Origin of the sequence: Xanthomonas sp. NCPPB 1638 (assembly GCF_041475635.2) — a bacterium.
GTDB classification, from domain to species: Bacteria; Pseudomonadota; Gammaproteobacteria; order Xanthomonadales; family Xanthomonadaceae; genus Xanthomonas; species Xanthomonas cucurbitae.
This window is the reverse complement of sequence record NZ_CM192984.1, coordinates 4,165,915-4,191,260: the sequence shown is the minus strand read 5'-3', so window position 1 is coordinate 4,191,260 and position 25,346 is coordinate 4,165,915. Positions and strand designations below refer to the sequence as shown.

Here is a 25,346-nt window from a genome sequence, read left to right as displayed (position 1 = left end):
CCAAGTTACAAATATCAATTATTTATCCACGACCTCTTCGGTATACGTCCAGGTCCTCCGACGTAATAGATGCGGCAGGAACCAACTCATATTGTTCCTCAGCAACCACTTTAATGTCATCGTCCTGCATTGCCAACTCGAACATCGCGATTCGCCCATTCTGCATAAACTGCGCAGAAACCGCTCTACATCTTAGATTCGGAAATTTCTCTATGCAACAAGCGATATCTTGTTCGGTTTGTTGCCTACCATGCCGATCCTTCCCACCTTTCGCCTGAACCGGAATGACATATTGAGAGCCGTAGCGATCAACACCCACGTAGAGCTCGTCGATTTCAATTTGCCCAATCCCTTTCACTGTTGTACGCAGATGATTTTGGAGCGAAGATGCCGTGACTCCCAGGAATACATCGATTAGGCGGTTATATCTGACCTTCGCCAGCAGCGCTTGCTCGTCGCCGAGAGCATATGCTCCGATTATCTCGGGGGTAGCATCTGGTATTTTTATCACAAGCCTGTTAGGCCGCGGAGTAATATCCAACGGAGCTACCAACCGGAACTCGTACTTAGCGCGCCCCACTCCGAAGATACCCCACTCGTACCCCTCAGGAGCCGTCTCGACGATGGAGTCAGGCAACGACACTCTGTACTTGAATGAGTAGATCGCGTCCCCCAAATTTTTTATTTGATCTATGCCTTTCTCGGTCGCCACTCGCTCGAACTCCTCCCGCTCGAATGCGACCCGCCTACTCCCCTGCGTGTAATGGCGGCGGAATACTTCGGCAATGATCTCCGAATATCGATTCAGCTTCTTAGCTACAGGCCCCACGACACCCTTCCTAATTATCGATCATACGTACAAGTCTATCCGAAAGTTTAGAAGGATTTCTCAGCTCGCACTCCCACACTGTGAGTACCTGCCAGCCAAGCTTACGCAGCATCCTCCGCTTCTTCGCATCTCGCTTCCGGTTGGCATCGATCTTAGGCCCCCAATACTCCGTCCTGGACTTCGGCATTTTGTTTCGTTTGCAGGCATGCCCATGCCAGAAGCATCCGTGGACGAAGATGACGGTCCGACGACCAGGGAGGACGACATCTGGCGTACCCGGCAGGTCTCGTCTATGCAGCCTGAACCTGAACCCGAGTCCATGCAGCAATGATCGCAGCGCAAGCTCTGGCTTGGTGTTCTTCGAGCCTATCCGCGACATAAGCCAACTGCGTCGCTCTGCAGTCAACCTGTCCACGAGCAACCCATCTCATGCCGTGAGACTGATCTCTTGCAATGTCCACAACCCTCAAGAGAAGGATCTCTGACCATGCAGAACGACCTCTTTCGATCGACAAATGATCGCGGGCACACTATACTTCCACCCATGAACAGACCTCTTGGAATCGACCTCTTCGCCGGTGCCGGCGGCCTTAGCCTTGGCTTTGAACAAGCTGGATTCGATGTAGTTGCGGCGGTAGAAATCGATCCAGTACACGCCTCGGTCCATGAGTACAATTTTCAGCATTGTCGGGTGATTCCGCAATCAGTTACAGAACTGAACGGCTCACGTATTCGCGCTGCGGCCGGGATAGGCGAACGTACTGTCGACGTAGTGTTTGGCGGCGCCCCCTGTCAAGGCTTCTCCCTTATTGGGCAGCGCGTCCTGGACGACCCAAGAAATTCGCTGGTGAAGGACTTCGTGCGGATCGTTCGAGAACTGGACGCTAGCTACTTCGTATTCGAAAACGTTAAAGGGCTTACTGTCGGCAAGCATCGGAAATTTCTTTTCGAAATCATCGAAGAGTTCAAGGAGGCGGGCTATGACGTGGTGGAGGACTGGAAAGTTCTGAACGCCTACTCGTATGGAGTCCCCCAAGATAGGCAGCGGCTTTTTCTACTTGGCGCCAAGCGAGGACTTCCGCTTCCATCCTATCCCAAACCAACGACGCGCAAACCAGGAAGTGTTGAGACTACGCTCCCCACAGCGCCAACCTGCCTAGACGCGTTGGGCGACCTGCCGGACGCAGAACGGTACGCTCGACTGAATGGGAACGACGAGGCCCGTGTTGCGAGGTGGAGCGACCCCAGCAGCTACGCAGCCCTTATGCGCTGCTCGGATTTAGCAGGCTGGGCTTACGGATACAAACGGGATTGGGACCCAACTCTTTTGACTTCGAGCGCTCGTTCCAATCATAGCGACATCTCACGCGAACGTTTTGCGGCAACCCTTCCCGGCGAGGTCGAACCGGTTTCTCGGTTCTTCAAGCTTCATCCGTCTGGGGTCTCCAATACTCTTCGTGCCGGCACCGATTCGGCGCGTGGCGCTTTTACTAGCCCGCGCCCCATCCATTACAAGTGGAAACGCTGCATCACTGTGCGCGAAATGGCGCGACTTCATGGATTTCCCGATTGGTTCCGCTTCAACACGACCAAGTGGCACGGAGCGCGCCAAATAGGAAATGCTGTTCCGCCGCCTCTAGCTCGGGCGGTCGCAAGCGAGGTTATACGCGCATTAGGGGTCAAGCCGCAACGCCCCAAGAAAGTGATTGCACTTGGCAGCAGCGCTCTGCTGCGATTCGGGACAACAGAGGCGTCCCATTATTGGGGCATTTCCAATCCAATCGGCCGCAGAGATAAGAAAAGTGGGATCAAGAAGCGAAAGCAGTCGGATACCATGCAAGGCGCCTTATATTATTCGGCATCATTGGATTGACGCCTAGACCCTAACCGCTTAATTACCTCCGTCCCCTTTTGCCTAGTCTGCGGAGACCAGCAGGTGCACGTGGTTGTCCATCAGAACAAACGCATGCACCCGCACAGCAAAGCGCTCGCAGGCCACACTTAGCAGCAGGCAATAGTGATGCCGATCCTAATCGTCCAGAAAGATCGCGCAGCGGTTCACGCCTCGCTGGACAACATGCATCGGAACGCCGGGCAGTTCCAGACGTGGCTGACGCGCACGGTGGGGCCTCCTGCTCAAGAAGAAGACCTCAGCCTGCCGGGAGTGATGCAGACTCGCTATCAGACATCGCCGTGTGGGCCTGTACGATCGGCTCGCTTAATTACCTCCGTCCCCTTTTGTCTTTTCTCCCTTTTGCGCGCCTTTTGCGTATTCGACGCTACGTGTCGGCCGCGAGGCGTTGGTCAGGCGTTGGCCGATGGAAGCTGTCTCACGCTGGCTAGAAATCTTGCGCACATTGCCCGACGCAGTGCGCGAGCAGATGACGCTGGTGCCGTAAAAACGTGGGGATACCTAAGAACCTGACCCCGTTAGTTTGAGCCAAATTCATTCTCGGCCGACTTAAAATCGAGGTAGTTCAGTCCGTTTAGAACGCAAAATTTGTGATATATGCCGTCGCGCTGCCTGTCGCCCGGAGCACCCCAAGCATTGATGATTTCGATACGATCCCAATCAGGCTCTTCGTTAGTTTGTTCGGCAACAAATGTATTGATAAATCGCTCGAACTGCCCCTTGAGCGACCGGGTGTTGAATGTTACAGCGATCTTCCAATCCGGATGCTGGGCATGTAGATACGCAACTTTAAGCGCAAGGACAATTGTTTTCCCGGAGCCAGCTAACCCTCTAATCCGCTGAACGCCATCAACAGTTTCGATGACCGCAGCGCTTTGGTGCGAGTCAAGGTTTGCAATTGAGTCTTCGACGCCTTTGAGGCGAGCGCCTCGTGAGTCCGCCTTTTTAACCTCACGCCGCTTCCGACCACGACGAATGGTCGATACTGCCTGAACGGTCGAAGCAAGAGTCGCGTAAAGCTCTGGACTCTCCCATTCAATTTCTTCGAGGGCCGCTGGGAGTGAATCTATTCCAACTAATGGATGATCTTCATCTACCATCTGAGCATCTACATTAACAGCAGGGGCGAAAGCCAGTGTGGAAATCAGCACTCCAAGCTTGCGCTTCTTAGTAAGCGCGCTGTAATTCAACAGCTTAGCCTGAAGCCTGTTGTAATTTTCATCTAGGACAGAAACATAGTCGTCCAGCACTTTTCCTTCAACAATATGAAAAGTGATGAGTCCTTTGCTGGGGCTAAGTAAAAGCGCATCGAACGGGTATGCCCCTTCGGGAGTGCCGATCACTGGATAGCCGATGTATAGGGTTCCGTCTAGGCCCTTGACCTTTTCTAGCGTTTCAGCCAATTGCTTGCTTGCTACGGGCTTGGACGTTGCGCCCCAGATGGTCTCAATCATTTGCTTTTCCAATAGGTAGTCAGCTTTCAAGCGCTGAGTTCAGAGCGTACATGCCCGTTGAGTGGGCCATCCTAGGTTGGATCCGAATTGCACATAGGAAAAAGCCGCCCTATGGGCGGCCTTCTCACCCACAACTCCCAGTGCATCCAGAAGCTGAAGGTATCTTAGTAGGATAGCTTCGTAAGTGTCTGACCGAAACCGCCACCTAAAGTGCAATTAGCAAAGATGTCCAACTACCAACTAAATGCACGGCATCAAACCCCAACAGGATTAGCCTTCTCAGGATCAATCTTGTACTGTTTGATCGCCCGGGCCACATCCTTGCCCGTCATCTTGCCATCCTTCGCCAGCGCGGCAATCGCCGCGTGCGCGATGTAGTAACGGTCGACCTCGAAGAACCGGCGCAGGTTGGCACGCGTATCCGAGCGACCGAACCCATCCGTGCCGAGGACGGTGTAGGTCATCGGGACGAAGGCGCGGATCTGGTCGGCGAAGGCGCGCACGTAGTCGGTTGCGGCAATCGCCGGGCCCTGGCGGCCTTCCAGCAGCTGGGTGACGTAGGGCTTGCGCTGTTCGGCTTCCGGGTGCAGGCGGTTCCAGCGTTCGACGGCGTAGCCGTCGCGGCGCACTTCGTTGAGGCTGGGGCAGGACCAGATGTCGGCGGTGACGCCGAAGTCCTTGTCCAGCAGCTCGGCCGCGGCAATGGCCTCGCGCAGGATGGTGCCGCTGCCCAGCAGCTGCACGCGCAGTTCGCCCTTCTTGGGCTTGCCGGCGTCCTTGAGCAGGTACATGCCCTTGATGATGCCTTCGGCTGCGCCGTCCGGCATGCCGGGGTGGGCGTAGTTCTCGTTCATCAGGGTGATGTAGTAGTACTCGTCGATCTGGTCTTCCATCATCGCCTTCATGCCGTGCTGCATGATGACGGTGACTTCGAAGCCGAAGGTCGGATCAAAGCTACGCACATTCGGGATGGAGCCGGCGATGACCTGGCTGAAGCCGTCTTCGTGCTGCAGGCCTTCGCCATTGAGCGTGGTGCGGCCGGCGGTGCCGCCGAGCAGGAAGCCACGGGTGCGCATGTCCGCTGCCTGCCAGGCGATGTCGCCCACGCGCTGGAAGCCGAACATGGAGTAGTAGATGTAGAACGGCAGCATCGGCACATCGGACACCGAGTAGCTGGTGCCGGCGGCCATCCAGGAGGCAATCGCGCCCGGTTCGCTGATGCCCTGCTGCAGCACCTGGCCCGTCTGGTCTTCGCGGTAGTACATCAGCTGGTCGGCATCGACCGGCTTGTACTTCTGGCCGAACGGGGCATAGATGCCGATCTGGCGGAACATGCCTTCCATCCCGAAGGTGCGCGCCTCATCGGCCACGATCGGCACGATGCGCGGGCCCAGTTCCTTGTCGCGCAGGGCGATGTTGAGGCTCTGCACGAACGACATGGTGGTGGAATAGCTGCGCTCGCCGCTGTCCTTGAGCAGGCGCTCGAACTTGTCGAGCGTGGGCGCGACGAAGGACTTGCTGGCCTTGGGACGGCGCTGCGGGAGGAAGCCGCCCAGGGCGCCGCGGCGCTCCTTGAGGTACTGCACTTCCGGGGAATCTTCGCCGGGGTGGTAGAACGGCACCTGGCCGTCTTCCAGCTGGGCGTCGGTCACCGGGATGTTGAAGCGGTCGCGGAAGTGCTTGACCGCTGCGTCGTCCAGCTTCTTTGTCTGGTGGGTGGGGTTGAGCGCCTCACCGGCCGAGCCCATGCCGTAGCCCTTGACCGTCTTGGCCAGGATCACGGTGGGCATGCCGGTGGTGTTCACGGCCTGGTGGTAGGCGGCGTACACCTTGTGCGGGTCGTGGCCACCACGGTTGAGGCGCCAGATGTCGTCGTCGGACAGGCCGGCGACCATGGCCGCGGTCTCCGGGTACTTGCCGAAGAAATTCTCGCGGGTATAGGCGCCACCGAAGGCCTTGCAGTTCTGGTATTCGCCGTCGACGGTTTCCATCATCAGCTTGGTCAGCACACCGTTGGTGTCCTTAGCCAGCAGGGCATCCCAGTAGCCGCCCCAGAGCAGCTTGATGACGTTCCAGCCGCCGCCACGGAACACGCCTTCCAGTTCCTGGATGATCTTGCCGTTGCCGCGCACCGGGCCGTCCAGGCGCTGCAGGTTGCAGTTGACCACGAAGATGAGGTTGTCCAGGCCTTCGCGGCCGGCCAGGGCAATGGCGCCGAGGGTTTCCGGCTCGTCGCTCTCGCCGTCGCCGATGAAGCACCACACCTTGCGGTCGGACTTCTCGATCAGGCCGCGGTTTTCCAGGTAGCGCATGAACTGCGCCTGGTAGATGGCGGCCAGCGGGCCCAGGCCCATCGACACGGTGGGGGTCTGCCAGAACTCGGGCATCAGCCAAGGGTGCGGATAGGACGAGATGCCTTGGCCGTCCACTTCCATGCGGAAGTTGTCCAGCTGGGCCTGGCTGATGCGCCCTTCCAGGAAGGCGCGGGCGTAGATGCCCGGCGCGCTGTGGCCCTGGATGAACAGCAGGTCGCCCGGATGGGTGCCCGAGGGCGCGCGCCAGAAGTGGTTGAAGCCCACGTCGTACAGCGTGGCACTGGAGGCGAACGAGGCGATGTGGCCGCCCAGGTCGCCCGGCTTGCGGTTGGCCCGCACGACGGTGGCCATGGCGTTCCAGCGGATGATCGAGCGGATCTTCCACTCCAGCGCGGCATCGCCGGGGCTCTTGGCCTCGTTGGCCGGGGAGATGGTGTTGACGTACTCGGTGGTGGGCGAGAACGGCAGGTAGGCGCCAGCGCGGCGGGTCTGCTCGACCATGCCTTCCAGCAGTTGATGGGCGCGCTCCGGGCCTTCAACGTCGATGACGGCCTTGATCGATTCGAGCCACTCCTGCGTCTCTAGCGGGTTCGGATCGTTGTGCAGCACTTCGTTCAACCAGTTCATTAGCGCTCCCGGGGGGACACACCCCGCGGGTGTGTCGACATCGTGAATTCGTGAACCCGCAAGTGTACCGCACGCACCTGTTGGCATTCCTCGCTACGGTGGCGTATGGAGTGGGAGGGTGTCATGCGTGGGCGCACGCGGTTTCGTAGGAGCGCCCCCGGGCGCGAGGGGTTTCCCGGTAGAGCCTTCGCGCCCGGGGGCGCTCCTACAGGGGGGGGGGGATGGTTTTGTCCGGGTGGTCGTGGGAGGTGGCTGGGGATGGCCTTGGCGTCGTCTGCGTCTGGGCGTGCGTACGCGCTCGGCTTTGTAGGAGCGCCCCAGGGCGCGAAGGGCTTTCCCGGTAGAGCCCTCGCGCCCGGGGGCGCTCCTACAGGGGCGGGGTGCGACTCAGAATGCTTGCAGTGCTTCGGTCAGTTGGCCGTTGTTGTTGACGGCGCCCATGGTGTAGCCCTGCCAGCCTGGGTAGGCGTTGGGTTCCCAATAGAACACGCCGAGCACGCGCGCGCCGATGGTGTTGCTGCGGCTGAGCAGGTTGGTGAGCATGGCGCGGGTGGTGGTGGCCTGCTGCCAATCCATGCCGACCTCGGCCACGATCACGTCGCTGCCGTAGCGGGAGATCATGTCGCGCATATTGGTGTCCAGGCGGTTGTTGTAGTCCTGCCAACTGCCGACGGGGGGGTAATGCGACATGCCGATGACGTCCCACTTGCCGCCGGCCGAGCGCAGGTTGTCGAAGAACCAGCGGAAGTTGGCGTTGTCGTAGCCATTGGCCAGATGCACGATGACCTTGGCGTTGGGGTACACCGCCTTGGTGGCGTTGTAGCCGCTGTTGATGAACTGGCCCAGGGTGGCGAAGTTGGGCGTCTTGCCGTCGTTCCACAGCATGCCGCTGTTGATCTCGTTGCCTACCTGCACCCAGCTGACGGTGATGCCGTTGTCCTTGAGGAACTTGAGGATGCCCTGGGTGTGGCTATACACATCGGTGTTGAGCTGGGCCACGCTGTGGCCGGCCCAGGCGGCCGGCTTGGTCTGCTTGCCCGGGTCGGCCCAGCTGTCGCTGTAGTGGAAGTCGATCATGATGCGCATGCCCTGCGCGGCGCGCTTGGCTTTATCGAGGGTGTCGCGGCCATCGTTCCAGCCGCCGGAGGGGTTGACCCACACGCGCAGGCGAATGGCGTTGCCGCCCACATCCTTGAACAGTTTGATGAAGTCGGTGGTCTTGCCCGAGGCATCGCGAAACACCTGCGGTGGATTGTTCGCCGCCTGCTGATTGAGCCAGCTGACATCGGCCCCCTTGGCGATGCCCTGGGCGTAGGCGCCGGCACTGAGGACAGACAGCAGCATCACCCACAGCACGCGGCCGTAGCTGGACTGAAAAATGCGCATGAATCGCTCCCTTGGTCGATGGATGTCGCGCCAGACGGCGCTCTGTTTGGCCCCCCCGGATCCGGTGACGTGTCTGCGGTGATGCAAGCGTCGGATCGTGTTGGCCTGGCCTCACTGCAAACCGGTGGCGATTCAAACACGGCGCTGCAAGGCGCTTGAGGCCGCTATAGGCGGGCCGCTATTGCGGTATAGGTCATGGCAGCAAAATGCTGAGCGAGCAGGCACTGCGTTACCACGACGTTGTGCGGGTGCAGCAGGAAACCCGCGCGTGAGCGCGCGATCAAATGAAAAACGCCGGACTGGCCGGCGTGTTCTTGCAGCGTTGATTGGCGCAACGGCATGACCATGCCGCCGCCGGGGTGACGCGAAACGGGGCCGGAGAAGGCCATCGCCTCCAACGCAGCGTCTACCTCACACCATTGCGCGTGGAGCCTGCTGCTGTTGCTGGGTCTGCGCCTGCTGTTGCTCCAGCGCCGGCGATTGACGTGCGGCGTTGTCGGCCACACGTTGGCTGCTCTGCTCGAGCGGGGTGTTGATGGCGGTCATGGTGTCCACGCCGACGCGTAGCTGCCCGGGGTCGTCCACGCGTCCCTGCACGGCAAACGTGCGCGCCGCGTCTGGGCTCATCAATACCGCGTCGATGCGCTGGCCACCGGCGGCATGCATTTCCGCAGCGAGCGAGCCAGACAGTTGCGCGCTGTGCTGGTCGGGAGTGCGCCCGGCACGCGCATCCTGCGCGTGCACGCCGCGCTGTGCGTCCTGGAACAGCGCATTGCCGGGGTGCCCCGAGTGGTCGATGCGCAGTGACGTGTGATCGTTGGCATGCTCGCGTGCATCGCGCCTGGCCGGTTCGCCTGGTGCGAGCGGGCCGCGGACGGCATCGATCAGGTCCTGCCCAAGGCCGGGAGCGCTGCGCGTGAGGATGGTGGTGCCGGTGCGCAGGCCGTTCACGTCGCTGCGGTATTCGTCGATCATCCGCGCATTCTGTGCGGCGAGCGGGCGCGCGTTGGGGTCCTTCAGCGCAGACTGCTCGCCGAGGAAATTGCCCAGCTTGTGCGCACCCAACGAGCCGCCGGCCGCCACCAGCGGATAGTCCGGAATCAGGAAGTTGGCCTTGCTGTTGCTGTAACCGCTGGCGCTCAGCGTGGAGATTTCGTCGGGCTTGGCGTAGATGCGCACCTGTCCGAAATGCGGTGACGCCGCGCTGACCGGATCGGAGGCCATGACGTGATTGACCACGCTGGTGCCACCTTCGGGAATCCGGTAGCCCAGGCTGGCTGCGCCATAGGCGTTGAACGTCTCGCCCTTGAGATCGTAATGGTGAGCAGAAATCTGTGCCAGCGCACCGCCGAGGGAGTGGCCGGTGACGGTGACTTCGGGCGCGTGCCCCGTCCGCTTGCCAGCCATCTCCGAATAATCGAGTGCGTGTTTTGTCAACGCCAATGCATCCGCGGCTTGCGGATTGGTCCGTGAAGTGACCATTTTTGCATCGGTGAGAACGTCATTGACTGCACCTTCGGTGCCTCGATGCGCAACCACGATTTCGCCACTGCCTTCGCGGCGATAGATCGTGCCTTGATAGCCATTGGTCTTGTTGTTGACGTGCTCGAGAACGGCGTAACGCTGCCCCTCGACGGTGACAATTTCTTCCTGCCCCGGTGCGCGCCGACCGACAGCACGGTCCTTGTAGGCATCTTCAGACAAGCCCGCATACTGCGGTGAGGGGATGCTCATGGCGCAACTTCCTTGGCAGCCAATGTGATGGTGAAGAGGTTGTCACGAATCTCCGGCTTGAACTTCTCGGGAGTCAACTCACCGACATCCGGGAAGTCATCCATTCCTGAGTGCGGATAACCCTCTCTCCAGTAATACTTCGTCTGCGACTGCTGTGCAGTCACCGTTTTGCCTTCGACGAAAGACAGAAAACGGGTGTCTGCGTCCGCCCCGGTCGCCTTCAACAACACGCTGGCCCCGCTGAATTCCCAGTGGCAGACGCCGCGACCGTAATAGTCCTCGTCCTGCATCAGATCCAGATAGACGGTGCCGCGATATTCAGTGTCGGAGATCTTCTTGAGTGCGAAGTCTTCCTGGCTGGTGATGCGCCCGGCGGTGCCGGTCTCCGGCTGGATCTTGCCGCACTCGGCCTCGTTGCTGACGTCGTACTGTGCCGCACCCTGTACAAGGCCGAAGGTACCCGGTGCATTCTTCAAGGTCAGTGTGACCTCGAAGGCCTTGCGCGGGCTGGGATTCAACTTGGCTAGGCCGCGGCCGCCGGCATCGACATCGGCTTGCGCAACAGCCTCGGCGGTGGGGGATGGGGTCTGGTTCATGCTGGTCTCCGGGGGGCTGCAGGCCGTGCAAAAAAGGGCCAGCAGGCTCGGAACAAGAATCTGGCGCAAGGCCGGCCTCCGTGGCAGTTGGGCCGCCAATCTAGTTCGGTAGCGCCCGCAGGGTCAATGAGGAGCGGGTGAGGACGAGGCCGCTTTCAGGCCTTGTCGCGCTGGGCAAAAGTGCCATGATCGGCAGTACCAGCCGCCAGGGAGCGCGTGTCATCGTCACCTCCGTCACCCGGCCCGAGGCCAGCGGCCTACCAACACCGGTCACCCCGCGTGTGCACTGGCGCAATAGCCTACGCGTGCGGGTGTTGCTGGCTGCCACCGTGCTGCTGGTGATGCTGCTGATCGTATTGGGGACGGTGTTCTACCTGGGCGCACGCGCGGAGTTGGTGGAAGCTGCCCGCATCGAGGTGGACGGGCTGACCGAGCAGACCGCACGCAGCCTGGCAGCCATGCTGGATTCGGCGCAGGTCAGCGGCCGTACGCTGGCCGCCAGCAGCAGCGCGGTGGGGCTGCAACCCTTCAACCTGCGCGCCCTGTTGCTGGCCACGCTCGATGGCGACCCGGATATCGGTTCGGCGCGGCTGATAATCGAACCGCACACGCAAAAGGCCGGCGACACCGGTTTTGTGTGGAACGTGTATCGCAACGGCACGCAACTGGGGGAGAAGTCGGCGCTGGAGGTGGGCTACGACTACCACGCGATGCCGTGGTACCAGCGCACCCAGCGTGAAGGCCGGGCGTGGTGGTCCGAGCCGTTTCTCGGCAGCGATGGCGGCACGATGCTGTACACCAGCTACAACCTGCCGCTGCGCCGGCCCGGCGATGCACCGGATGCGGCGCCGGTGGGCATGGTGAGCGTGGATCTTCCGCTGCAGCATCTGCAGGAGATCATCGACGAGTTGCCGCGCGATATCGGCATCCAGCCGATGCTGTTGTCGCCGGAAGACCGGCTGGTGTTCGGCCCGGACCCGGCGCTCAATCTGCAGCACACATTGGACAGCTACGTGGCGCGCGCGCGCCCGGATCTACGCCCGTTGCAGCGCGCGGTGGCGGCAGGCCAGCCAATTTCGTTCTCGCACACCGCGCCCGATGGCGAGCGCTTCCTCACCCATAGCGCGGCGGTCGGGCACAGCGGCTGGACCTTCGTGCTGTCCGCGTCCGAGGCCTACGTGCTGTCGGGCCTGAACTGGCTGGCGGCGCGGGTGGCGGCCGCGGCCGTACTCGGGGCGGGGGTGTGGTGGTGGTTGATGCGGCGGATCACCTGCGCGCTGACACGGCCGATCGAGGAACTGACCGACACCGCCGAGCATTTCCGGCGTGGCGAATTCGAGTACCCACTGCGGCATATAGAACGGCGTGACGAAGTGGGCGTGATGGCGCGCGCGTTCGACAGCGCGCGCGATGCGATCCGCGATCATATTGCGAAGATCGGCGAGATGACCGCCGCGCGCGAGCGCATGCACAGCGAGCTGCAGATTGCGCGCGAGATCCAGCAGGCAATGCTGCCATCCGGGCGCACTTTCGATCGCGCCGGCTCGCATCTGGAAACCTGTGCCTGGCTGGAGCCGGCCAAAGCGGTGGGTGGCGATTTCTACCATTTCTTCGAAACCGAGCCGGGCCTGCTGTGGTTTGTGGTGGGGGATGTCTCCGACAAGGGGGTGCCGGCGGCGCTGTTCATGGCGCGCGCCGTGAGTGTGCTGGAGATCGCCGCGCGCCGGCACACGCGCCCGGACGGCATCCTGATCGCCGCCTCCACCCGCCTGGCCGAGAACAACGACACCTGCATGTTCGCCACCGTGCTGTGCGGGTTGATCGACGTGGTGAGCGGCGATTACTGGCTGGCCAGCGCCGGACACGAGCCGCCGCTGTTGATCGGCACCGACGGCAGTGTGCGTGCGTTGCCGCTGGAAACCGGCGCACCGCTGGGCATCGAGCCACAGGTGGCGTTCCCGGTGCTGCAGGGCCGCATGAGTGCCGGGCAGACCCTGCTGGGCTACACCGATGGGGTGACCGAGGCGATGGACGAGCGGGGCGCCAGCTATGGGCTCAAGCGACTGTTGGTCGCGCTGGACCCACGCCGCAGTCCGGCGGCGCAGTGCAACGCGGTGGTTGCCGATATCGCCCGCTTCGCCGGCAAGGCCGAGCCCTATGACGACATCACCCTGCTGGCGATCCGGCTGCGGCAGGAGCATGCTGGGCACCTGGCAGAGGCTGGCCGGGACAGCCCCGGAAAGGCATCGACTGCATGAAGCTGGACCTGGCCATCGCACCGTCGCTGGCGCAACTGGCTGGCGCCAACGACGCGCTGGAAGCCTCGCTGACGCGCGAAGGCCTGCATGCCGAGCGCATCGGCCAGGTGCGGCTGATCGTGGAAGAGCTCGGCTGCAATGCACTCACCCACGGCCAATGCGTGGAGCAGCCGCTGCGCCTGCAGTTGCAGTTGGACCCGCAGGCGCTGGTGCTGGAAATGCACGACTCGGGTACCGCGTTCGACCCCTGCGCGGCGGCCTTGCCCGAGTTGGATTGCGAGCTGGACAAGCGCCAGATCGGCGGGTTGGGGTTATTTCTGGTGCATCAGTTCGCCGATCACATCGACTACCGCCGCGATGGTGCATACAACATCGTGCGCATCACCCTGTTGCACCCGTACGCCCCTGTCCCCGAGGCTTTGTCATGACCACGCTCGCCATCCAGATCGATCCGCCGCAAGACACCCGTCAACGCGTCATCCTGACCGGCCGGCTGGACACCCATACCTATCAAGACCTGGACGCGGCACTGTCGCCGTTGCTGGGGACTTGCATCACCACGCTGGTGCTGGACCTGGCCGCGCTGGAATACATTTCCAGCGCCGGTATCCGCAGCATCTTCAAGGCGCGTAAGGCGCTGGCCACGCGTCAGGGCAAGGTGCTGGTGACACATCCGCAGCCGCAGATCCGCAAGGTCTTCGACATGGTGAAGGCGGTGCCGCTGAGCGATGTGTTCGCCTCTGCCGAGGAACTGGACGCCTACCTGGCGGCGATGCAGCGCAAGGTGATCGAGCAGAGCGCGCACGGCGACGCGCCGATCGTGGCGCATTTCGCCGAAGCCTGAGCGGTGCAGGGGCACACTGTAGAGCCAGCGCGCCGGCTGCGTGTCCACGAACTGCCAAGGCAATCGGACGTGTTGGCTTAACCGCGTCGCTTCGCCGCGCCGCCGCGTTTCCTGCCTGCCGCCGTGACCGGCGCGGCCGTTTCGTCGGTGAGTGCGCCGCCGTCGTGCATCTGCTCCAGCCACGACAATGCGTCCACGTAGCCGAGGAAGTGCTGCAGATAACCGGGCGAATGCGCACGCATCAGCGTGATGCAGCGATGCACCAGCACGCTGGAATTGAGCGGGCCGGCGTCCTTGGGCGCATCCTGCAGCGATTGCCGCACCTGGCTGGCGGTGCGCACGGTGGTCCAGGTGCGGCGGAAGTCGTCCAGTGCCGGTAGCTCGGGAAACTGCAGTGCATCGGCGGCGGCGGTCTTGCGGCTGTCCACTTCCATCAGCGCCGCGTGGCCGGCGAGCTGGTCGCTGAGCACACCCAACCGGCTGCGCTGCGGTGCGGGCGAGACGGCGCGGGATGTCGCGCGCGCGGCGGCCTGCTCGATCACTGTGGCGTACTGATCGACCAGCGCGGCGAGCTTGTCTTCCAGCACCGCACGCACCGCCGCGTCGGCCTGGGCCTCGGCGCGCGCTGCCAGCGTCTGCAGCAGGTGGAAGCGCACCGGATCCACCTGGCCGGCACCTTCGGCGTGCCAGCGTTGCAGGCGCGCGCGGCTGGATGCTGCCCGCCTGCTCATCGTGACGCTGCGGCCGGCGCAGGCGCGTCGTGACGTTTGGTGGATGGACGTGCGATCGGCGCGATCTCCACCCGGCGGTTCCTTGCCCGGCGCGCTTCGTCGGCGTTGGAATCCACCGGTTGCTGTGAACCGAAGGCGGCAGCGAAGACCGAGGCGGCGGGCACGCCTTCGGCGATCAACGCGCGGGTCACGGTCAGCGCGCGTTGCGCGGACAGCTCCCAGTTGTCGGCGTAGCGGCGGTTGCCGCCCAGCACCGGGCGGTCGTCGGTGAATCCGCTGACCATCAGGATCTCCTCGCGCGCGGCCAGGTACTGCGCCAGCGGCGCAGCCAACGACTTCAACACTTCGCGGCCTTCCGGCTGCAATTCATCGGAGTTGAAGGCGAACAGCACATTGCCGCGGATGCCGATGCGGCCATCGACCAGGGTCACGCGGCCGGCCGCCAGCGGCGCGGCCAGCGCCTGCTCCAGCGTCTTGCGGCGCTGCGCCTCGGCCTGCTGTTGCTTGACCGCCGCGTCCAGGCGGCTGGACAGCTGCAACTGCACGCCGATCACCCCGACCAGGATCAAGACGAAGGCGCCCAGCAGCACCGACATCAGGTCGCCGAACGCGGCCCAGATCGGAGTGCCCGATTCGCCGTCGATGTCGATCTCGTCGCTCATGCCGGCTCCGCGGCGCCGTCATCGCTGTGGCCACGGTCGAGCTGGCGCAGTTCTTCGATGATCTGCTTCTGCGACAGCATGCTCAGGTCCACCACTTCGCGCGCCTGCGCCACGTAATAGGCCAGCTGGTCGTCGCTGCGTGTCAGCGAGGCATCCAGTGCATTGGCGACGTGCTGCAGGCGTTCGTTGAGTTCGCCGGTGGCGCTGCTGAACAGGTGTACCGCCATGCCGAAGGCTTCGCCCAGGCTGGCCACTTCCACCGCGCTGCCGCTGACATGCGCAGCCACCGCGCCGAGCTTGCCGGTTTCGCTGCCGATCTGCTCGGTGAGCTGGTTGCCCACGCGCTGCAGCAGATCGGCTGAGGTGGTCACCAGCGCATCCACCGCGTCGCGCTGTTCGGTGGAGGCATGATTGACCGCGTTGAGCAAGGTCTCCAACGTGGCCAGCAGGCGGCTGCGTTCTTCCAGCATGGCGGTGTCGCGCACCATGCTCTCGGACAGGCTCTGGCGCAGTTCGGCCACCACGTCGGCGGCGGCCTTGGGCGCTTCGGAGGCGATCTGCATCAGACGCGAGACTTCGCTGATGGTGGCGCTGGCCTGCGCCTGCGCCTGCGTGGACAATTCGCTCGCCGTACTGGCCAGGGTGTCGCAGATGGCCTGCTGCTGCTGCGCCACGCGCGCGCCGGTCTGTTCCCACTGGCTGCCCAGCGCCGCGCTCATGCTGGTGAAGCGTTCGCTCCACAGCGCCAGGCGCTGGGTGTCGCGTGCCTCCAGGGCGGCCTGCAATTCGCCATGCGACTGCTGCAGGCTGCCGACCAGGGCGGCGGCTTGCGTCTCAAAGCTGGCACTTGCCGCGGCCAGTGCGCGCTGGTGCTCGTTGGCCAATGCCGCGCCGGCCTGCTGCTGCTGCGCCAGTGCCTGTGTCCAGGCCGTGGTCGCCTCGTTGCTGGACTGGTCCAGGCGCGCGGATACCGCATCGACCAGCGCACCGGAGCGTGCATCGAAGGTGCTGGCGAATGCGGTCAGGCTGTGCTGCAGGTCCTGGGTGAGTGCGTGGTTGGCACGCTGCTGTTCGGCGACCGCCGAGGTCCAGCCTGCCGCAGCGGCGGCGCTGCTTGCCTCGAAGCCGGTGGTCAAGCCTTCCAGTTGCTGCTGCACGGCCTGCCGGACGCCGTCCTGCAATGCGGTGGCTTGCAGGGCCAGCTGTTCCAGCGTGGCCTGCAGCTGCGTGCCGATCGATTGGGTGGCGCTGCGTTGTTCGGCCAGCAGCGCCGTCCAGTGCTCGGCGGTGGTGGCATTGCTGCGTGCAATGCCCTCGTCGAGCGCATGCAGTTGCTGTTGCACGGCTACGCCCACGCTGTCCTGCAGCGCGGCGCTGCGTTGATCGGCCCGCGCCAGGGCCGTTTGCACCTGTTCGCTGAGCGCATGCTGCGTGCGCTCCTGCGCAGCCAGTGCGGCCTGCCAGTGCTCGGCCGCGGTGCGAGCGCTGTCTTCAAAGCCCGCGCTGAGCCCGCGCAATTGCTGTTGCACGGCCGTGCCCACACCCTCCTGCAACGCGGTGGTCTGCAGGGTGATCTGCTCCAGCGTGGCCTGCACCTGTGCATTGAGGGCGGCTTGCGCCTGCTGCTGTGCGGCCAGCGCGCCGGCCCAGTGCGTGGCGGCACTGTCGGCACTGCGTTCAAAGCCGCTGCTGATGCCGTCCAGTTGCTGCTGCACTGCCTGGGTCAGCCGCTCGTGCAACGTGGCGGTGTCGCGCGCGATGCTGGCCATGGTGGCCTCCATTGCCGGCTGCAGGGCCGCGCCGACCGCGCGTGCGCTCGCGGCGACGCCAGCCTGCAATGACTGCTCCATCGCGGTCGCCAGCCGCGCATACGCCGCTTCGGTCCTGGTGTGGAACGCGGCCTGCTGCGTGGCCAGGCGCTCGTCTGCGGCGAGGCTTTGCTGCGCGATGCTGGTCATCAAGGCCTGCAGCCGATCGATCAGCGCGGGCATCAGGGCACTTTGTTGCTGCTGCAGCTTGAACACCTCGCCACGCTGATGCGCTTCCGAATGCGGATGCAATTCGGCTGCGATCTTCAGGTCCAGCCGCTGTACCGCCTGCAGGCGCTCGCGCCGGCACAGCGCCGACAACAGGCCGAGCATGGCCGAGGTGGCAACGCCGGCGATGGACGTCCCGAAGGCGAAGGCCAGGCCTTCCACCGGTGCGGCCAACGCGCCGCGAATGGCCTGCATGTCGGTCGCGCTCTGCAGCGCAACGCCGGTGCCCTTGAGCGTGGCCATCATGCCGAGCAGGGTGCCGAGCATGCCGAGCAACACCAGCAGACCCACCAGGTACGGCGTGAGCACCGGCGCCGGCAAGGCCACGCGTGCGCCTTGGATGCGCAGGCGCACCGCATTGCGCAGGCTGGGGTGCAGTTGCCCCAGCCACGCATCCAGCGCGGTGGGGGCCGTGGTCACCCCGGCGAGCGCAGTGTCCAGCGTGGTCGTGGCCTGGCGATAGCGGTACAGCTCCACTGCGCCGGCCACGTAGCAGGCGCCGATGACCGCTGCGATGCAGGCACCCAGCGGGTTGGAACCCAGATAGCCGATACCGACCCAGCAAACCGCCAGCAGGCCGATGAGAAACACACACACGTGTACGAGAGTTCTGAACATGAGGTCCCAGTTAGCGGGTACGAAGCGCTGCAAGCAGGCCTTCGATCGGGTGAAAACGAACATCCAGTTCGGCGAGCAACACGCTCTGCATGTCCTTGCGGAAGAGATCCAGCCAGCTATCGGACACCGCGCGTGGCGCGGCCTCGCTGTCGGCTGCTGAGCCATGCGCATGCGCGGTTTCGCGCAGGCGTTCGAAATGCGTGCCGAGCAGGCCCGGCACGGTGTTCAACAAGGTTTGTTCGCGGGGACTCAAGGTCAGCTCCATCACCGCGTCCACTTCGGCCAGCCGCGCCATGTCGGCCGACACCAGCGCCAGCAGGTCGCGCAGCCGCCCGCGCAGGTCGCCGGTGGCGGTGCGCATGGCGCGTTGCATGGCCAGGTAGTGCTGCCGAAACGGCGCGTAGTCAGGCGCTGCAGGTGTTGCTTGCGCATCGGTGGCGCTGCGCGCTGCGGCACGCAGGCGCGCCACCACGGCGTCCAGGTCGGCCACACTGCTGGCGGCCAGGCCCGCGCGCACGCGCGCGCACGCCTGCGCATCCAGCGGACGTGGTTCGTGCAGGTCGGCGGTTTCAGGCAGCTTGCCGTCCAATGCCTTGGACACGGCTACCGCGCGCGTCCAGTCGATCCACTGGCTCAGCCGGTCGGCCAACGCGGGGCTGGAGCGGGCGATACGGGCGTCGCCCAGACGTGCCAGCAGGCGAATGAACGCCGGGCCCGGCAGGGGTGCCCGTGGAGCAGCTTTCGCCATTGTTTCGGTCAAAGACCGCGCAGTTTACACGGGAATGCCACCCTTCGAGGCGGCTATGCGCGCGTGGGGGCTGCTCCGGCCGGCCTTGCCCGCAGGCATTCAGCCGCGCGGCGCAGCAGTGGCGAGGCCGCGCGCGACCTCGGGCGTGCAGGGTCAGGTGGTGTAGAGCGTCAGGGGGATGCCCTGGCGGCGCTGGTCCTGGTAGGTGGCACGCACGTCGCGGCAATACGGGCCGGACATGACGAAGCGGCGGCAGATCGCCGGGCGCGTGTCATAGATCGAACAGCACATGCGCGCGGCATCGATCGCCACGCACCAGCCTTCCTCATCGCGCGCCATCACATGCCAGCCTTCCGGTGTCACGCTGGTCAAGTGGTGAGGAATGTGGTCGGATGGATCGACCAAGACGGTGAGCCGGCAACAAACGGCGTCGCAGCGTTCGCAGAGAGTCTTGATGGGGAAGACCAGAGGGGGCAGGGGCAGTCCGGTGTACGGATGCGCTCGCACCATACACCCTGGATGCGGCGGAGTGTGAACATGCGCTTGCACCGTGGTGGATGCAATGCCCGCGCGCGCAGCGCTCCCCAGGCTTGGTTTCGCGCTCATCCTGCTGCTCTACTGCCGACTTCCACGCCGCGTCCATCCGGCTGCGCCACGATCGGTTGCGTCCGCTCGTCCAGCTGATCGACATTGCGGGCCATGACGCCATGGACTCCCCATGCGATATCCCGCAGGTCGACCAGACGAGACGGCATGTTGCAGCGGTGCGGTGTACACGCAGTGGCTGCGGCCACGCCGCGTTGATGCACAGGTCACGTCTGGATAACTCGCGCGCTCGCAGGCTGACGCTTCGCACCCGAGGGCCGATGTGGCAGCGGGTATTAAATGCAATCGACAACGATCGCTTGAGCGCGATCATCAGGAGTGGGTGATGGGACTTTTGAGAATGGTAACGGCAGGTGCAGTGGGATATGTGGCCTACAAGGCCTGGCAGCGGCATCAGGGCCGTGCCAAGCATGCGCCTGGCGTGTTCAACAGGCTTCAGGACCGGCAGGATGCAGCACGCCACGCAACATCATCGTACGGACACACATCGAAGTACTCGGCCGATAGCAGCCCGGAATCCCGGCAGGCCCTGGGCGCGTTGTCGGTCTTCAACGAACAGGAACGCGCGTTGGCGCAACTGGCCATCATCAAGGGCGTGGATGGGCCAGTGCTGCACTTCGCCCGCAAGATGGATCAGGCGCATAGCGCAACACTGACCGACCTGAGTCGTTTTGCGCCCGAGCGCGGCGGCGATCTGGGCAAAGCGGCCGCAGCCAGCTGGGAGGCGGCACGCAAGCAGCTGGAGCAGTTGCAGGGTCGCAACTTCCAGACGCAGTACCTAAAGGCCAGCGTGACCAGCCATGAGCAGGCGTTGGCATTGCTCGATACCCGCTTCAATGGCGAGCCGGGTTCGAGCGATCTGGGCAAGGCGCTGCAGCGTGTGCGCATTGCGATTGCCGAGCATCTTGCCCAGGCAAAGGCTTTGTGCGCGAAACAGACCCAGTCGCATTGACACGAGGGGGCGTGGCGCTGCAGAACGTGGCGCCACGGCCCTGGTCTCAGGCTGTTTGTACTGAACTAGGCCACTTTCAAGTGCTGTCCGGCACTGGACATGGGGCGACCAGACGGCCGTCGTCTGTCGGGACGCGGCTGACCGCCGAATCACCCGCCCGCGTCGTGCGCACCGTCGCCCACCTGGTGTTTCTCTGGCTTTACTTCAAGCATCGGTGTGCTATCAAGACACCAGGCGCGTATCAGCGTCGCCGGCCGTCGGTTGGCGCGCAACGTCCGCCCGGTGTCTACACCTAGAGCGTGACCGCACCACCGGCGATTGTCAGCAACGCACCTGACGTGTAGCTGGCGGTGTCCGCTGCAAGCATGACGTACGCCGATGCCAGCTCGGCAGGTTGGCCCGGGCGCTCCATCGGGGTCTGCTCACCAAATGTGCGCACCGATTCTTCATCCATACCGGCTGGAATGAAGGGTGTCCAGATCGGACCGGGCAAGACTGCGTTGACACGAATCTTCTTTTCGGCTAGTACACCGGCAAGGCCGATGGTGAGGTTGGCCAGCGCTCCTTTCGAGGCTGCATACGGCAGGATGTTCGGAGTGGGCTTTTTGGACTGTACCGACGCGGTATTGATGATCGACGCGCCTTCGGTCATCAACGGCACGGCCAGCTGCACCAAATGGAATGCCGCATGCACGTTGGTGTCAAACGTCTTGCGCCACTCCTCCAGGGTAATGTCTTCGAAGCGCTGATAAAATGCCTGGTAGGCAGCGTTGTTCACCAGGATGTCCAGCCCGCCGAAATGTTCGTGTACCGTTTTCATCAGCGTCTGCGCCTGGTGATCGTCGCTAATGTCGCAGGCGACCAGCAATGCCCTGACACCGGCCGCTTCGATCAATGCGCCGATTGCGGCGGCATCGTCCTGCTCGTCAGGCAGATAGGCGATTGCCACGTCAGCACCTTCGCGCGCATAGGCAATCGCCACCGCTGCACCGATGCCGCTGTCGCCCCCGGTAATCAGAGCGCGCTTTCCTTTCAATTGACCATGGCCGACGTAGCTGTGCTCGCCGTGATCCGGGCGTGGGTTCATGCGCTCGGTGCGGCCGGGGAACTCCTGCTGCTGTGGCTTGAAGGGAGGGCGCGGATAATTGTCTGTGGGCACGGTCTTCTCCAGAAAATGAATGTTTGGGATGGAGAAAAAAGTGTAAGCGTGCCAACGTCAATAATCGGGCTAGGCGGTGTCGTTGAGGCGTGTATTGTGAATCGCCGCGCTCGTGGAATGCGTCGTCATCGCTCATGTGTCGGTGCGGCTGTGGCTTATGACGTCGCACGCCGTGGCTCATGCGTTTGCGTTGCGGTGAATCATCGCCGTGCTGGCTCGGGCTCAGGTGAGGTTGCGTCGCAGTGCAGTCGATAGGTGCTGCATGCGTACAAGTGGGGCTGGCCGGACGAAAGCAGATCGAGCTTTCAACGGCGAGAAGCATGCAGTGTGGAATTTCACGTGATCGCACGGCGATGTTCATCGTCCTGCAATGCGGTGCCACCTACGCTGGTTCGACACCACTGAAGGCAGACCTATAATGAGTCGTGAGACAAAACAACCCTGGGACCCCAAATCCGATCAACAAAAGCCGTTCACGCCACAGGAGCATCGCAACGAAGATGCGCGGTGGAAGGATCGCGACATGCCCGATGAGGACCCGGACGTGAACAAAGTCGACCCGGAGCGTGACTATGAACGTCCCGACGGCTCAGAGAAGCGCTGATCTCACCGATATCCTGGCAGGCGCTTGCGACTGAGTGATGGACAGGTGCCTACGTGGTGCCTTTCTCGTCATCTGCCTGTGCCCGCATCCGTCTCAAATGCGGCAATGTACTTCTTTGTACTTGTGTCCGACTAAAAACACCCCATGTCTTGAAGACAGACCAGGCGCGCGACATTGCCAGCGCGAGCTGATCCATCTTATTAGGCGCGTTGCAGCGGGTTCTCCTTGCGCCGCGAGGGCGACATAAACTTTGCGCTATTTGGCGGTTTGGCGATGCCGCGCCGCTCAGCGGACCCGAGCATGACGCTTGGCACTGGAAAGTCAGCACGCATCCGTGCGTACTACGACAACCGCCATGATGGCGAGCTCGGCTTGGGAGGCGAGCATTGCCCGATTGCACCGACCATCCTTGCACCCTCGCATGCACACCTGCGGGTGATGCGCAGGCGCTTTCGCGCCGTCGTCACAATTCGCAACCGAACATGTATCAGTCACTTCGGACAGGAGCGCTCATGGACCGTCTTTCCTGCGCCATCATCGACGACGACGTGGAATTCTGCGATCAGGTGGTGGAGTTGGCTACCGATAGCGGTTTCCGCGCCAAGGGCATCCACACCCTGGGCGAAGCCAGCCGCTGGCTGGACAGCAATTTCCCGGACCTGCTGGTGGTGGACGTTGGCCTGCCGGATGGGAGCGGGTTCGACCTGATCGAACGTCTGGACCCGGATCATACCCCGCAGATCGTGGTGGTCTCGGGTGACTATGCCTATGAGACGCAGGGCCGTGCGCAGCAGTGCGGGGCCAGCGAGTTCCTGACCAAGCCGTTCGCGCCCGAGCGCTTGGAGCGCGTGCTGGGCGGGCTGCGCGATGCGCGTCAAGGCAACCTGGGCCTGATCGGCAATAGCGAGTGCATGGCGTTGTTGCGCAAGGACATCGTGCGCGTGGCACCGACCGATCTGAACGTGCTGGTGACCGGCGAAACCGGAACCGGCAAGGATCTGGTCGTGCGGGCCATCCATCGCGTGTCGGGCCGTCGCGGCCGCTTCGTGCCGGTCAATTGCGGGGCGATTCCCGAAGATTTGTTGGCCAGCCAGTTGTTTGGCCATGAGCGCGGCAGCTTCACCGGTGCGGACCGGCGGCATGCCGGATTCCTCGAGCAGGCCGCCGGCGGTACGCTGTTCCTGGATGAAATCGGCGAGATGCCCAAGCGTCTGCAGGTGTATCTGCTGCGCGCAATCGAGTCGCGCAGTTTCATGCGGGTGGGCGGCAACGAGGAAATTCCATTGAATGCGCGGGTGGTCGCCGCCACGCATCAGCATGTGCAACGCGAGCAGGCGGTGCTGCGCGAGGATCTGTTCTACCGCCTCAACGAATATCCGATCCAGATCCCGCCGTTGCGCGAGCGGCGCGGCGATGCGCGGGCGCTGGGCCTGCGCGCCATCGACGAACTCAACGTCAAGTACGGCACGCGCAAGACGCCGACCAAGGCCTTGTTGCGCTACCTGACCCATCACGCCTGGCCGGGCAATGTGCGCGAGCTACGCTCGTTCATCCATTACCTGTACCTGCGTTCGGACGGCGACTTGCTGAGCGCACCCGAGACCGAGCACGCGCTACCGCAGGCTGCCGAGGACGGCCTGCTGATTCCGGCCGGGTGGACCATGCGCCAGGCCGAGGATGCGATGATCCAAACGGCACTGGCCCGCACGCGCTTCAACAAGAAGGCTGCGGCACGCGAACTGGGGATCAGCGTGCGGACCTTGCACAATCGGCTCAGCGACAAGGACGCGTAATGGCCGAGCAGATACTGCAGGGGCAGCGCGAACTGCTGCACCAGTTGCGAAACCGACTCAACGTCATGGGCTTTGCGCTGTACGCGCTGCGCGCCGACACCTCCAAGCCGATGGAGACCTTGCGCAGCGCGCATCAGTCCGCATCTGCGCTGGTGGACCAGTTGGGGGAACAAGAGCGCGCGCTGCAGCAGGCTGGGCACGGCACCGGGGAGGCCGTGCCGGCGGAAGACGACAGTCGACGCAACCGCTGACACCGACACTGCATCCACTTCTACCGGGACGGCATCGCCGCGCAGTAACCTTCAGGCTGCCTTGCTGGCCTTGGCTGCCTTCGCGTTACCCCCTTGGTCGGCCAGCAGGGTCAACTTTTCATCGGTGGCCTTCTCCTCTTCCAGTGTGGCTAGCAGCAAGGGCAGCGCGTCGGCATAGCCAAGCTGCTTGGCCATGGCGGCGATGGTGCCGTACGAGGCGATCTCGTAGTGCTCCACCTTTTGCGCACCACCGATCAATGCCGCATCGCGGACAGGGCCGGCTTCGATTTCATCAATGATTTCGCGGCTTTCTTCCACCAGGCCTTCCATTGCCGCGCACTTGATGCGCTTGAGCTTGATGCCGAGCAATTCCACCACCTGGTCGATGCGTTCGATCTGCCCCTGGGTTTCGTCCAGATGGGTTTCGAAGGCCTGCTTGAGCTTTGGCTCGGTGGCGGCGCGGGCCAGGCGTGGCAGCGATTTGGTGAGCTGCTTCTCGGCACTGTAGATGTCCGACAATTCGTGGATGAACAGATCTTCGACGGTCTTGATCGCCATGGATGATTCCTTTGGGGTAATGAGGGGTGACACGCTGTGGCGCATCGCCTTTGAAGCTGGAACGCTGCAGCGAGTTGCATAGCTGGGATACATCGCGCAGTGCTGCTCTGGAGCCAGCGTGCCTTCGGGGCGGTACGGCGTGATCGCTACGCTAGCGCCGCGCGTGTTAGCGGGATTACTGGGTACGGTGATCCCGTTGCGATGACGGCCTGTGCCGTGGCGCGAGAGGACCACCGGTCGGCGCAGCGACTCAGGCCGCGGGAAACAGCCGTGCCAGTTCGCGCACGGCTGTTTCGCTCGCTGCGCGGTCGGGCCTGTCATCGGCATTGTCGAAGTCGTGGGCACCTTGCGACTGCACCAGCAATCCATCGCGCTGCGGCACCACGTTGAGGTTGTGGCCGCGCCAGACCAGCCCGTAGCTGACCTCCGGTTGCGGGATCAGGCGCGCGGTCTGCCCGCGCACCGGGATCACGCTTGTATCGCCCAGTAGGGCGCGCGCGCCGTAGCCGGTGGCATTGACCAGGATTCTTTCGTGCAACTGACCGAACTGGCGCGGGTCTTCGAAACTGCGCGTGTACAGTTCGCCGCCGGCCTGCAGGAAATCCTGCAGCAACAGCGGTGCACATGCGGCTGCACGCTCACGCTGCGCCTTGATGGTAACGCCTTGTCTGCG

Annotated in this window: 24 protein-coding genes and 3 pseudogenes; 9 read left to right on the top strand and 18 right to left on the bottom strand. The window is 63.3% G+C overall.

The genetic code is table 11. The features are described from left to right. Positions 1 to 22 precede the first annotated feature (22 nt). Together ACCQ13_RS18185 and ACCQ13_RS18180 are read right to left on the bottom strand one after the other, a co-directional pair. Entirely contained in the window at positions 23 to 829 is an 807-nt protein-coding gene (locus ACCQ13_RS18185) for an endonuclease (protein ID WP_159407709.1), read from the bottom strand. 10 nt (positions 830 to 839) lie between these two features. After that, positions 840 to 1,208, bottom strand: a complete 369-nt coding sequence (locus tag ACCQ13_RS18180; protein ID WP_167527024.1) for a very short patch repair endonuclease — start codon at positions 1,206 to 1,208, stop codon at positions 840 to 842. Between the two features lie 108 nt (positions 1,209 to 1,316). Here ACCQ13_RS18180 and ACCQ13_RS18175 point away from each other — a divergent pair, with 108 nt between their 5' ends. Next, the gene (locus ACCQ13_RS18175; protein ID WP_223214371.1) at positions 1,317 to 2,702 is read left to right on the top strand and encodes a DNA cytosine methyltransferase; all 1,386 of its coding nucleotides are present in this window, start codon (positions 1,317 to 1,319) and stop codon (positions 2,700 to 2,702) included. A 45-nt stretch (positions 2,703 to 2,747) separates the two neighbouring features. Here the strand turns inward: ACCQ13_RS18175 and ACCQ13_RS18170 are convergent. Continuing rightward, a pseudogene (locus ACCQ13_RS18170) lies at positions 2,748 to 2,912 on the bottom strand (transposase); the annotation flags it as partial. Positions 2,913 to 3,099: 187 nt separating this feature from the next. Here ACCQ13_RS18170 and ACCQ13_RS18165 point away from each other — a divergent pair. Beyond that, positions 3,100 to 3,228, top strand: a pseudogene (locus tag ACCQ13_RS18165) (IS4 family transposase); the annotation flags it as partial. Between the two features lie 31 nt (positions 3,229 to 3,259). On the opposite strand, the gene ACCQ13_RS18160 reads toward ACCQ13_RS18165, so the two are convergent. From ACCQ13_RS18160 to ACCQ13_RS18135, 6 genes are all read right to left on the bottom strand, one after another. After that, positions 3,260 to 4,225, bottom strand: a complete 966-nt coding sequence (locus ACCQ13_RS18160) for a DEAD/DEAH box helicase (RefSeq protein WP_159407708.1) — start codon at positions 4,223 to 4,225, stop codon at positions 3,260 to 3,262. A gap of 224 nt (positions 4,226 to 4,449) precedes the next feature. Next, positions 4,450 to 7,137: a pyruvate dehydrogenase (acetyl-transferring), homodimeric type gene (gene aceE / locus ACCQ13_RS18155; RefSeq protein WP_159407707.1), complete on the bottom strand. Its 2,688-nt coding sequence runs from the start codon at positions 7,135 to 7,137 to the stop codon at positions 4,450 to 4,452. Positions 7,138 to 7,524: 387 nt separating this feature from the next. Beyond that, positions 7,525 to 8,523, bottom strand: a complete 999-nt coding sequence (locus tag ACCQ13_RS18150) for an arabinogalactan endo-1,4-beta-galactosidase (protein WP_159407706.1) — start codon at positions 8,521 to 8,523, stop codon at positions 7,525 to 7,527. Between the two features lie 164 nt (positions 8,524 to 8,687). Further along, the gene (locus tag ACCQ13_RS18145; protein ID WP_159407705.1) at positions 8,688 to 8,912 is read right to left on the bottom strand and encodes a hypothetical protein; all 225 of its coding nucleotides are present in this window, start codon (positions 8,910 to 8,912) and stop codon (positions 8,688 to 8,690) included. A 22-nt stretch (positions 8,913 to 8,934) separates the two neighbouring features. Continuing rightward, positions 8,935 to 10,257, bottom strand: coding sequence for an XVIPCD domain-containing protein (locus ACCQ13_RS18140; RefSeq protein WP_159407704.1), 1,323 nt, complete (start codon positions 10,255 to 10,257; stop codon positions 8,935 to 8,937). Beyond that, positions 10,254 to 10,853: a hypothetical protein gene (locus tag ACCQ13_RS18135; protein WP_167526962.1), complete on the bottom strand. Its 600-nt coding sequence runs from the start codon at positions 10,851 to 10,853 to the stop codon at positions 10,254 to 10,256. Before ACCQ13_RS18135 ends, ACCQ13_RS18140 begins: the two co-directional genes overlap by 4 nt. 185 nt (positions 10,854 to 11,038) lie before the next feature. On the opposite strand from ACCQ13_RS18135, the gene ACCQ13_RS18130 reads away from it, so the two are divergent. From ACCQ13_RS18130 to ACCQ13_RS18120, 3 genes are read left to right on the top strand one after another with little or no spacing between them, the layout of a single operon-like run. Next, positions 11,039 to 13,111 (top strand): SpoIIE family protein phosphatase, encoded by a 2,073-nt coding sequence (locus ACCQ13_RS18130; protein WP_159407702.1) that lies wholly within the window; start codon positions 11,039 to 11,041, stop codon positions 13,109 to 13,111. After that, on the top strand, positions 13,108 to 13,539 hold the full coding sequence (locus ACCQ13_RS18125; protein ID WP_104602816.1) for an ATP-binding protein: 432 nt from the start codon (positions 13,108 to 13,110) through the stop codon (positions 13,537 to 13,539). Before ACCQ13_RS18130 ends, ACCQ13_RS18125 begins: the two co-directional genes overlap by 4 nt. Then, complete coding sequence (locus ACCQ13_RS18120) at positions 13,536 to 13,955, top strand: STAS domain-containing protein (RefSeq protein ID WP_104602817.1); 420 nt, start codon at positions 13,536 to 13,538, stop codon at positions 13,953 to 13,955. Before ACCQ13_RS18125 ends, ACCQ13_RS18120 begins: the two co-directional genes overlap by 4 nt. Positions 13,956 to 14,032: 77 nt before the next feature. Here the strand turns inward: ACCQ13_RS18120 and ACCQ13_RS18115 are convergent, their stop codons facing one another. The 6 genes from ACCQ13_RS18115 to ACCQ13_RS18090 all read right to left on the bottom strand — a co-directional run bounded on the left by ACCQ13_RS18115 (position 14,033) and on the right by ACCQ13_RS18090 (position 19,505). Continuing rightward, on the bottom strand, positions 14,033 to 14,686 hold the full coding sequence (locus ACCQ13_RS18115; protein ID WP_104602818.1) for a DUF2894 domain-containing protein: 654 nt from the start codon (positions 14,684 to 14,686) through the stop codon (positions 14,033 to 14,035). Continuing rightward, positions 14,683 to 15,348, bottom strand: coding sequence for an OmpA family protein (locus ACCQ13_RS18110; protein WP_104602819.1), 666 nt, complete (start codon positions 15,346 to 15,348; stop codon positions 14,683 to 14,685). Before ACCQ13_RS18110 ends, ACCQ13_RS18115 begins: the two co-directional genes overlap by 4 nt. Then, positions 15,345 to 18,002 carry a DUF802 domain-containing protein gene (locus tag ACCQ13_RS18105; protein ID WP_159407701.1) on the bottom strand — a complete coding sequence of 886 codons (2,658 nt, stop codon included), beginning with the start codon at positions 18,000 to 18,002 and terminating at the stop codon, positions 15,345 to 15,347. The genes ACCQ13_RS18110 and ACCQ13_RS18105 overlap by 4 nt, the downstream gene beginning before the upstream one ends. A 10-nt stretch (positions 18,003 to 18,012) precedes the next feature. Then, a complete protein-coding gene (locus ACCQ13_RS18100; RefSeq protein ID WP_104602821.1) occupies positions 18,013 to 18,750 on the bottom strand; it encodes a DUF3348 domain-containing protein in 738 nt (245 codons plus the stop codon). Positions 18,751 to 18,903: 153 nt separating this feature from the next. Further along, positions 18,904 to 19,260, bottom strand: coding sequence for a YkgJ family cysteine cluster protein (locus ACCQ13_RS18095; RefSeq protein WP_104602822.1), 357 nt, complete (start codon positions 19,258 to 19,260; stop codon positions 18,904 to 18,906). A gap of 92 nt (positions 19,261 to 19,352) precedes the next feature. Further along, entirely contained in the window at positions 19,353 to 19,505 is a 153-nt protein-coding gene (locus ACCQ13_RS18090) for a hypothetical protein (RefSeq protein ID WP_158251438.1), read from the bottom strand. 176 nt (positions 19,506 to 19,681) lie between these two features. On the opposite strand from ACCQ13_RS18090, the gene ACCQ13_RS18085 reads away from it, so the two are divergent. Continuing rightward, positions 19,682 to 20,308 (top strand): DUF4142 domain-containing protein, encoded by a 627-nt coding sequence (locus ACCQ13_RS18085; protein ID WP_104602823.1) that lies wholly within the window; start codon positions 19,682 to 19,684, stop codon positions 20,306 to 20,308. A gap of 292 nt (positions 20,309 to 20,600) precedes the next feature. Here ACCQ13_RS18085 and ACCQ13_RS18080 read toward each other — a convergent pair whose 3' ends face one another. Continuing rightward, positions 20,601 to 21,467, bottom strand: coding sequence for an SDR family oxidoreductase (locus ACCQ13_RS18080; RefSeq protein WP_104602824.1), 867 nt, complete (start codon positions 21,465 to 21,467; stop codon positions 20,601 to 20,603). Between the two features lie 418 nt (positions 21,468 to 21,885). On the opposite strand from ACCQ13_RS18080, the gene ACCQ13_RS18075 reads away from it, so the two are divergent. From ACCQ13_RS18075 to ACCQ13_RS18065, 3 genes are all read left to right on the top strand, one after another. Further along, positions 21,886 to 22,071 (top strand): hypothetical protein, encoded by a 186-nt coding sequence (locus tag ACCQ13_RS18075; protein ID WP_104602907.1) that lies wholly within the window; start codon positions 21,886 to 21,888, stop codon positions 22,069 to 22,071. Between the two features lie 512 nt (positions 22,072 to 22,583). Next, positions 22,584 to 23,864: a sigma-54-dependent transcriptional regulator gene (locus tag ACCQ13_RS18070; RefSeq protein WP_104602825.1), complete on the top strand. Its 1,281-nt coding sequence runs from the start codon at positions 22,584 to 22,586 to the stop codon at positions 23,862 to 23,864. Beyond that, on the top strand, positions 23,864 to 24,115 hold the full coding sequence (locus ACCQ13_RS18065) for a hypothetical protein (RefSeq protein ID WP_104602826.1): 252 nt from the start codon (positions 23,864 to 23,866) through the stop codon (positions 24,113 to 24,115). Before ACCQ13_RS18070 ends, ACCQ13_RS18065 begins: the two co-directional genes overlap by 1 nt. 51 nt (positions 24,116 to 24,166) lie before the next feature. Here the strand turns inward: ACCQ13_RS18065 and ACCQ13_RS18060 are convergent, their stop codons facing one another. Together ACCQ13_RS18060 and ACCQ13_RS18055 are read right to left on the bottom strand one after the other, a co-directional pair. Beyond that, complete coding sequence (locus ACCQ13_RS18060) at positions 24,167 to 24,673, bottom strand: YciE/YciF ferroxidase family protein (protein ID WP_104602827.1); 507 nt, start codon at positions 24,671 to 24,673, stop codon at positions 24,167 to 24,169. Between the two features lie 250 nt (positions 24,674 to 24,923). Beyond that, positions 24,924 to 25,304: pseudogene (locus ACCQ13_RS18055) on the bottom strand (FAD-dependent oxidoreductase); the annotation flags it as partial. Positions 25,305 to 25,346: the final 42 nt, after the last annotated feature.

Coding starts and splice junctions, on each gene's coding strand:
- ACCQ13_RS18095 (WP_104602822.1), bottom strand. CDS start 19,260: ATGGTGCGAGCGCATCCGTACACCGGACTGCCCCTGCCCCCTCTGGTC.
- ACCQ13_RS18150 (WP_159407706.1), bottom strand. CDS start 8,523: ATGCGCATTTTTCAGTCCAGCTACGGCCGCGTGCTGTGGGTGATGCTG.
- ACCQ13_RS18105 (WP_159407701.1), bottom strand. CDS start 18,002: ATGTTCAGAACTCTCGTACACGTGTGTGTGTTTCTCATCGGCCTGCTG.
- ACCQ13_RS18100 (WP_104602821.1), bottom strand. CDS start 18,750: ATGGCGAAAGCTGCTCCACGGGCACCCCTGCCGGGCCCGGCGTTCATT.
- ACCQ13_RS18130 (WP_159407702.1), top strand. CDS start 11,039: ATGATCGGCAGTACCAGCCGCCAGGGAGCGCGTGTCATCGTCACCTCC.
- aceE (WP_159407707.1), bottom strand. CDS start 7,137: ATGAACTGGTTGAACGAAGTGCTGCACAACGATCCGAACCCGCTAGAG.
- ACCQ13_RS18120 (WP_104602817.1), top strand. CDS start 13,536: ATGACCACGCTCGCCATCCAGATCGATCCGCCGCAAGACACCCGTCAA.
- ACCQ13_RS18060 (WP_104602827.1), bottom strand. CDS start 24,673: ATGGCGATCAAGACCGTCGAAGATCTGTTCATCCACGAATTGTCGGAC.
- ACCQ13_RS18180 (WP_167527024.1), bottom strand. CDS start 1,208: ATGTCGCGGATAGGCTCGAAGAACACCAAGCCAGAGCTTGCGCTGCGA.
- ACCQ13_RS18135 (WP_167526962.1), bottom strand. CDS start 10,853: ATGAACCAGACCCCATCCCCCACCGCCGAGGCTGTTGCGCAAGCCGAT.
- ACCQ13_RS18115 (WP_104602818.1), bottom strand. CDS start 14,686: ATGAGCAGGCGGGCAGCATCCAGCCGCGCGCGCCTGCAACGCTGGCAC.
- ACCQ13_RS18070 (WP_104602825.1), top strand. CDS start 22,584: ATGGACCGTCTTTCCTGCGCCATCATCGACGACGACGTGGAATTCTGC.
- ACCQ13_RS18125 (WP_104602816.1), top strand. CDS start 13,108: ATGAAGCTGGACCTGGCCATCGCACCGTCGCTGGCGCAACTGGCTGGC.
- ACCQ13_RS18175 (WP_223214371.1), top strand. CDS start 1,317: ATGCAGAACGACCTCTTTCGATCGACAAATGATCGCGGGCACACTATA.
- ACCQ13_RS18085 (WP_104602823.1), top strand. CDS start 19,682: ATGGGACTTTTGAGAATGGTAACGGCAGGTGCAGTGGGATATGTGGCC.
- ACCQ13_RS18075 (WP_104602907.1), top strand. CDS start 21,886: ATGAGTCGTGAGACAAAACAACCCTGGGACCCCAAATCCGATCAACAA.
- ACCQ13_RS18145 (WP_159407705.1), bottom strand. CDS start 8,912: ATGGCCTTCTCCGGCCCCGTTTCGCGTCACCCCGGCGGCGGCATGGTC.
- ACCQ13_RS18090 (WP_158251438.1), bottom strand. CDS start 19,505: ATGCCGTCTCGTCTGGTCGACCTGCGGGATATCGCATGGGGAGTCCAT.
- ACCQ13_RS18140 (WP_159407704.1), bottom strand. CDS start 10,257: ATGAGCATCCCCTCACCGCAGTATGCGGGCTTGTCTGAAGATGCCTAC.
- ACCQ13_RS18110 (WP_104602819.1), bottom strand. CDS start 15,348: ATGAGCGACGAGATCGACATCGACGGCGAATCGGGCACTCCGATCTGG.
- ACCQ13_RS18065 (WP_104602826.1), top strand. CDS start 23,864: ATGGCCGAGCAGATACTGCAGGGGCAGCGCGAACTGCTGCACCAGTTG.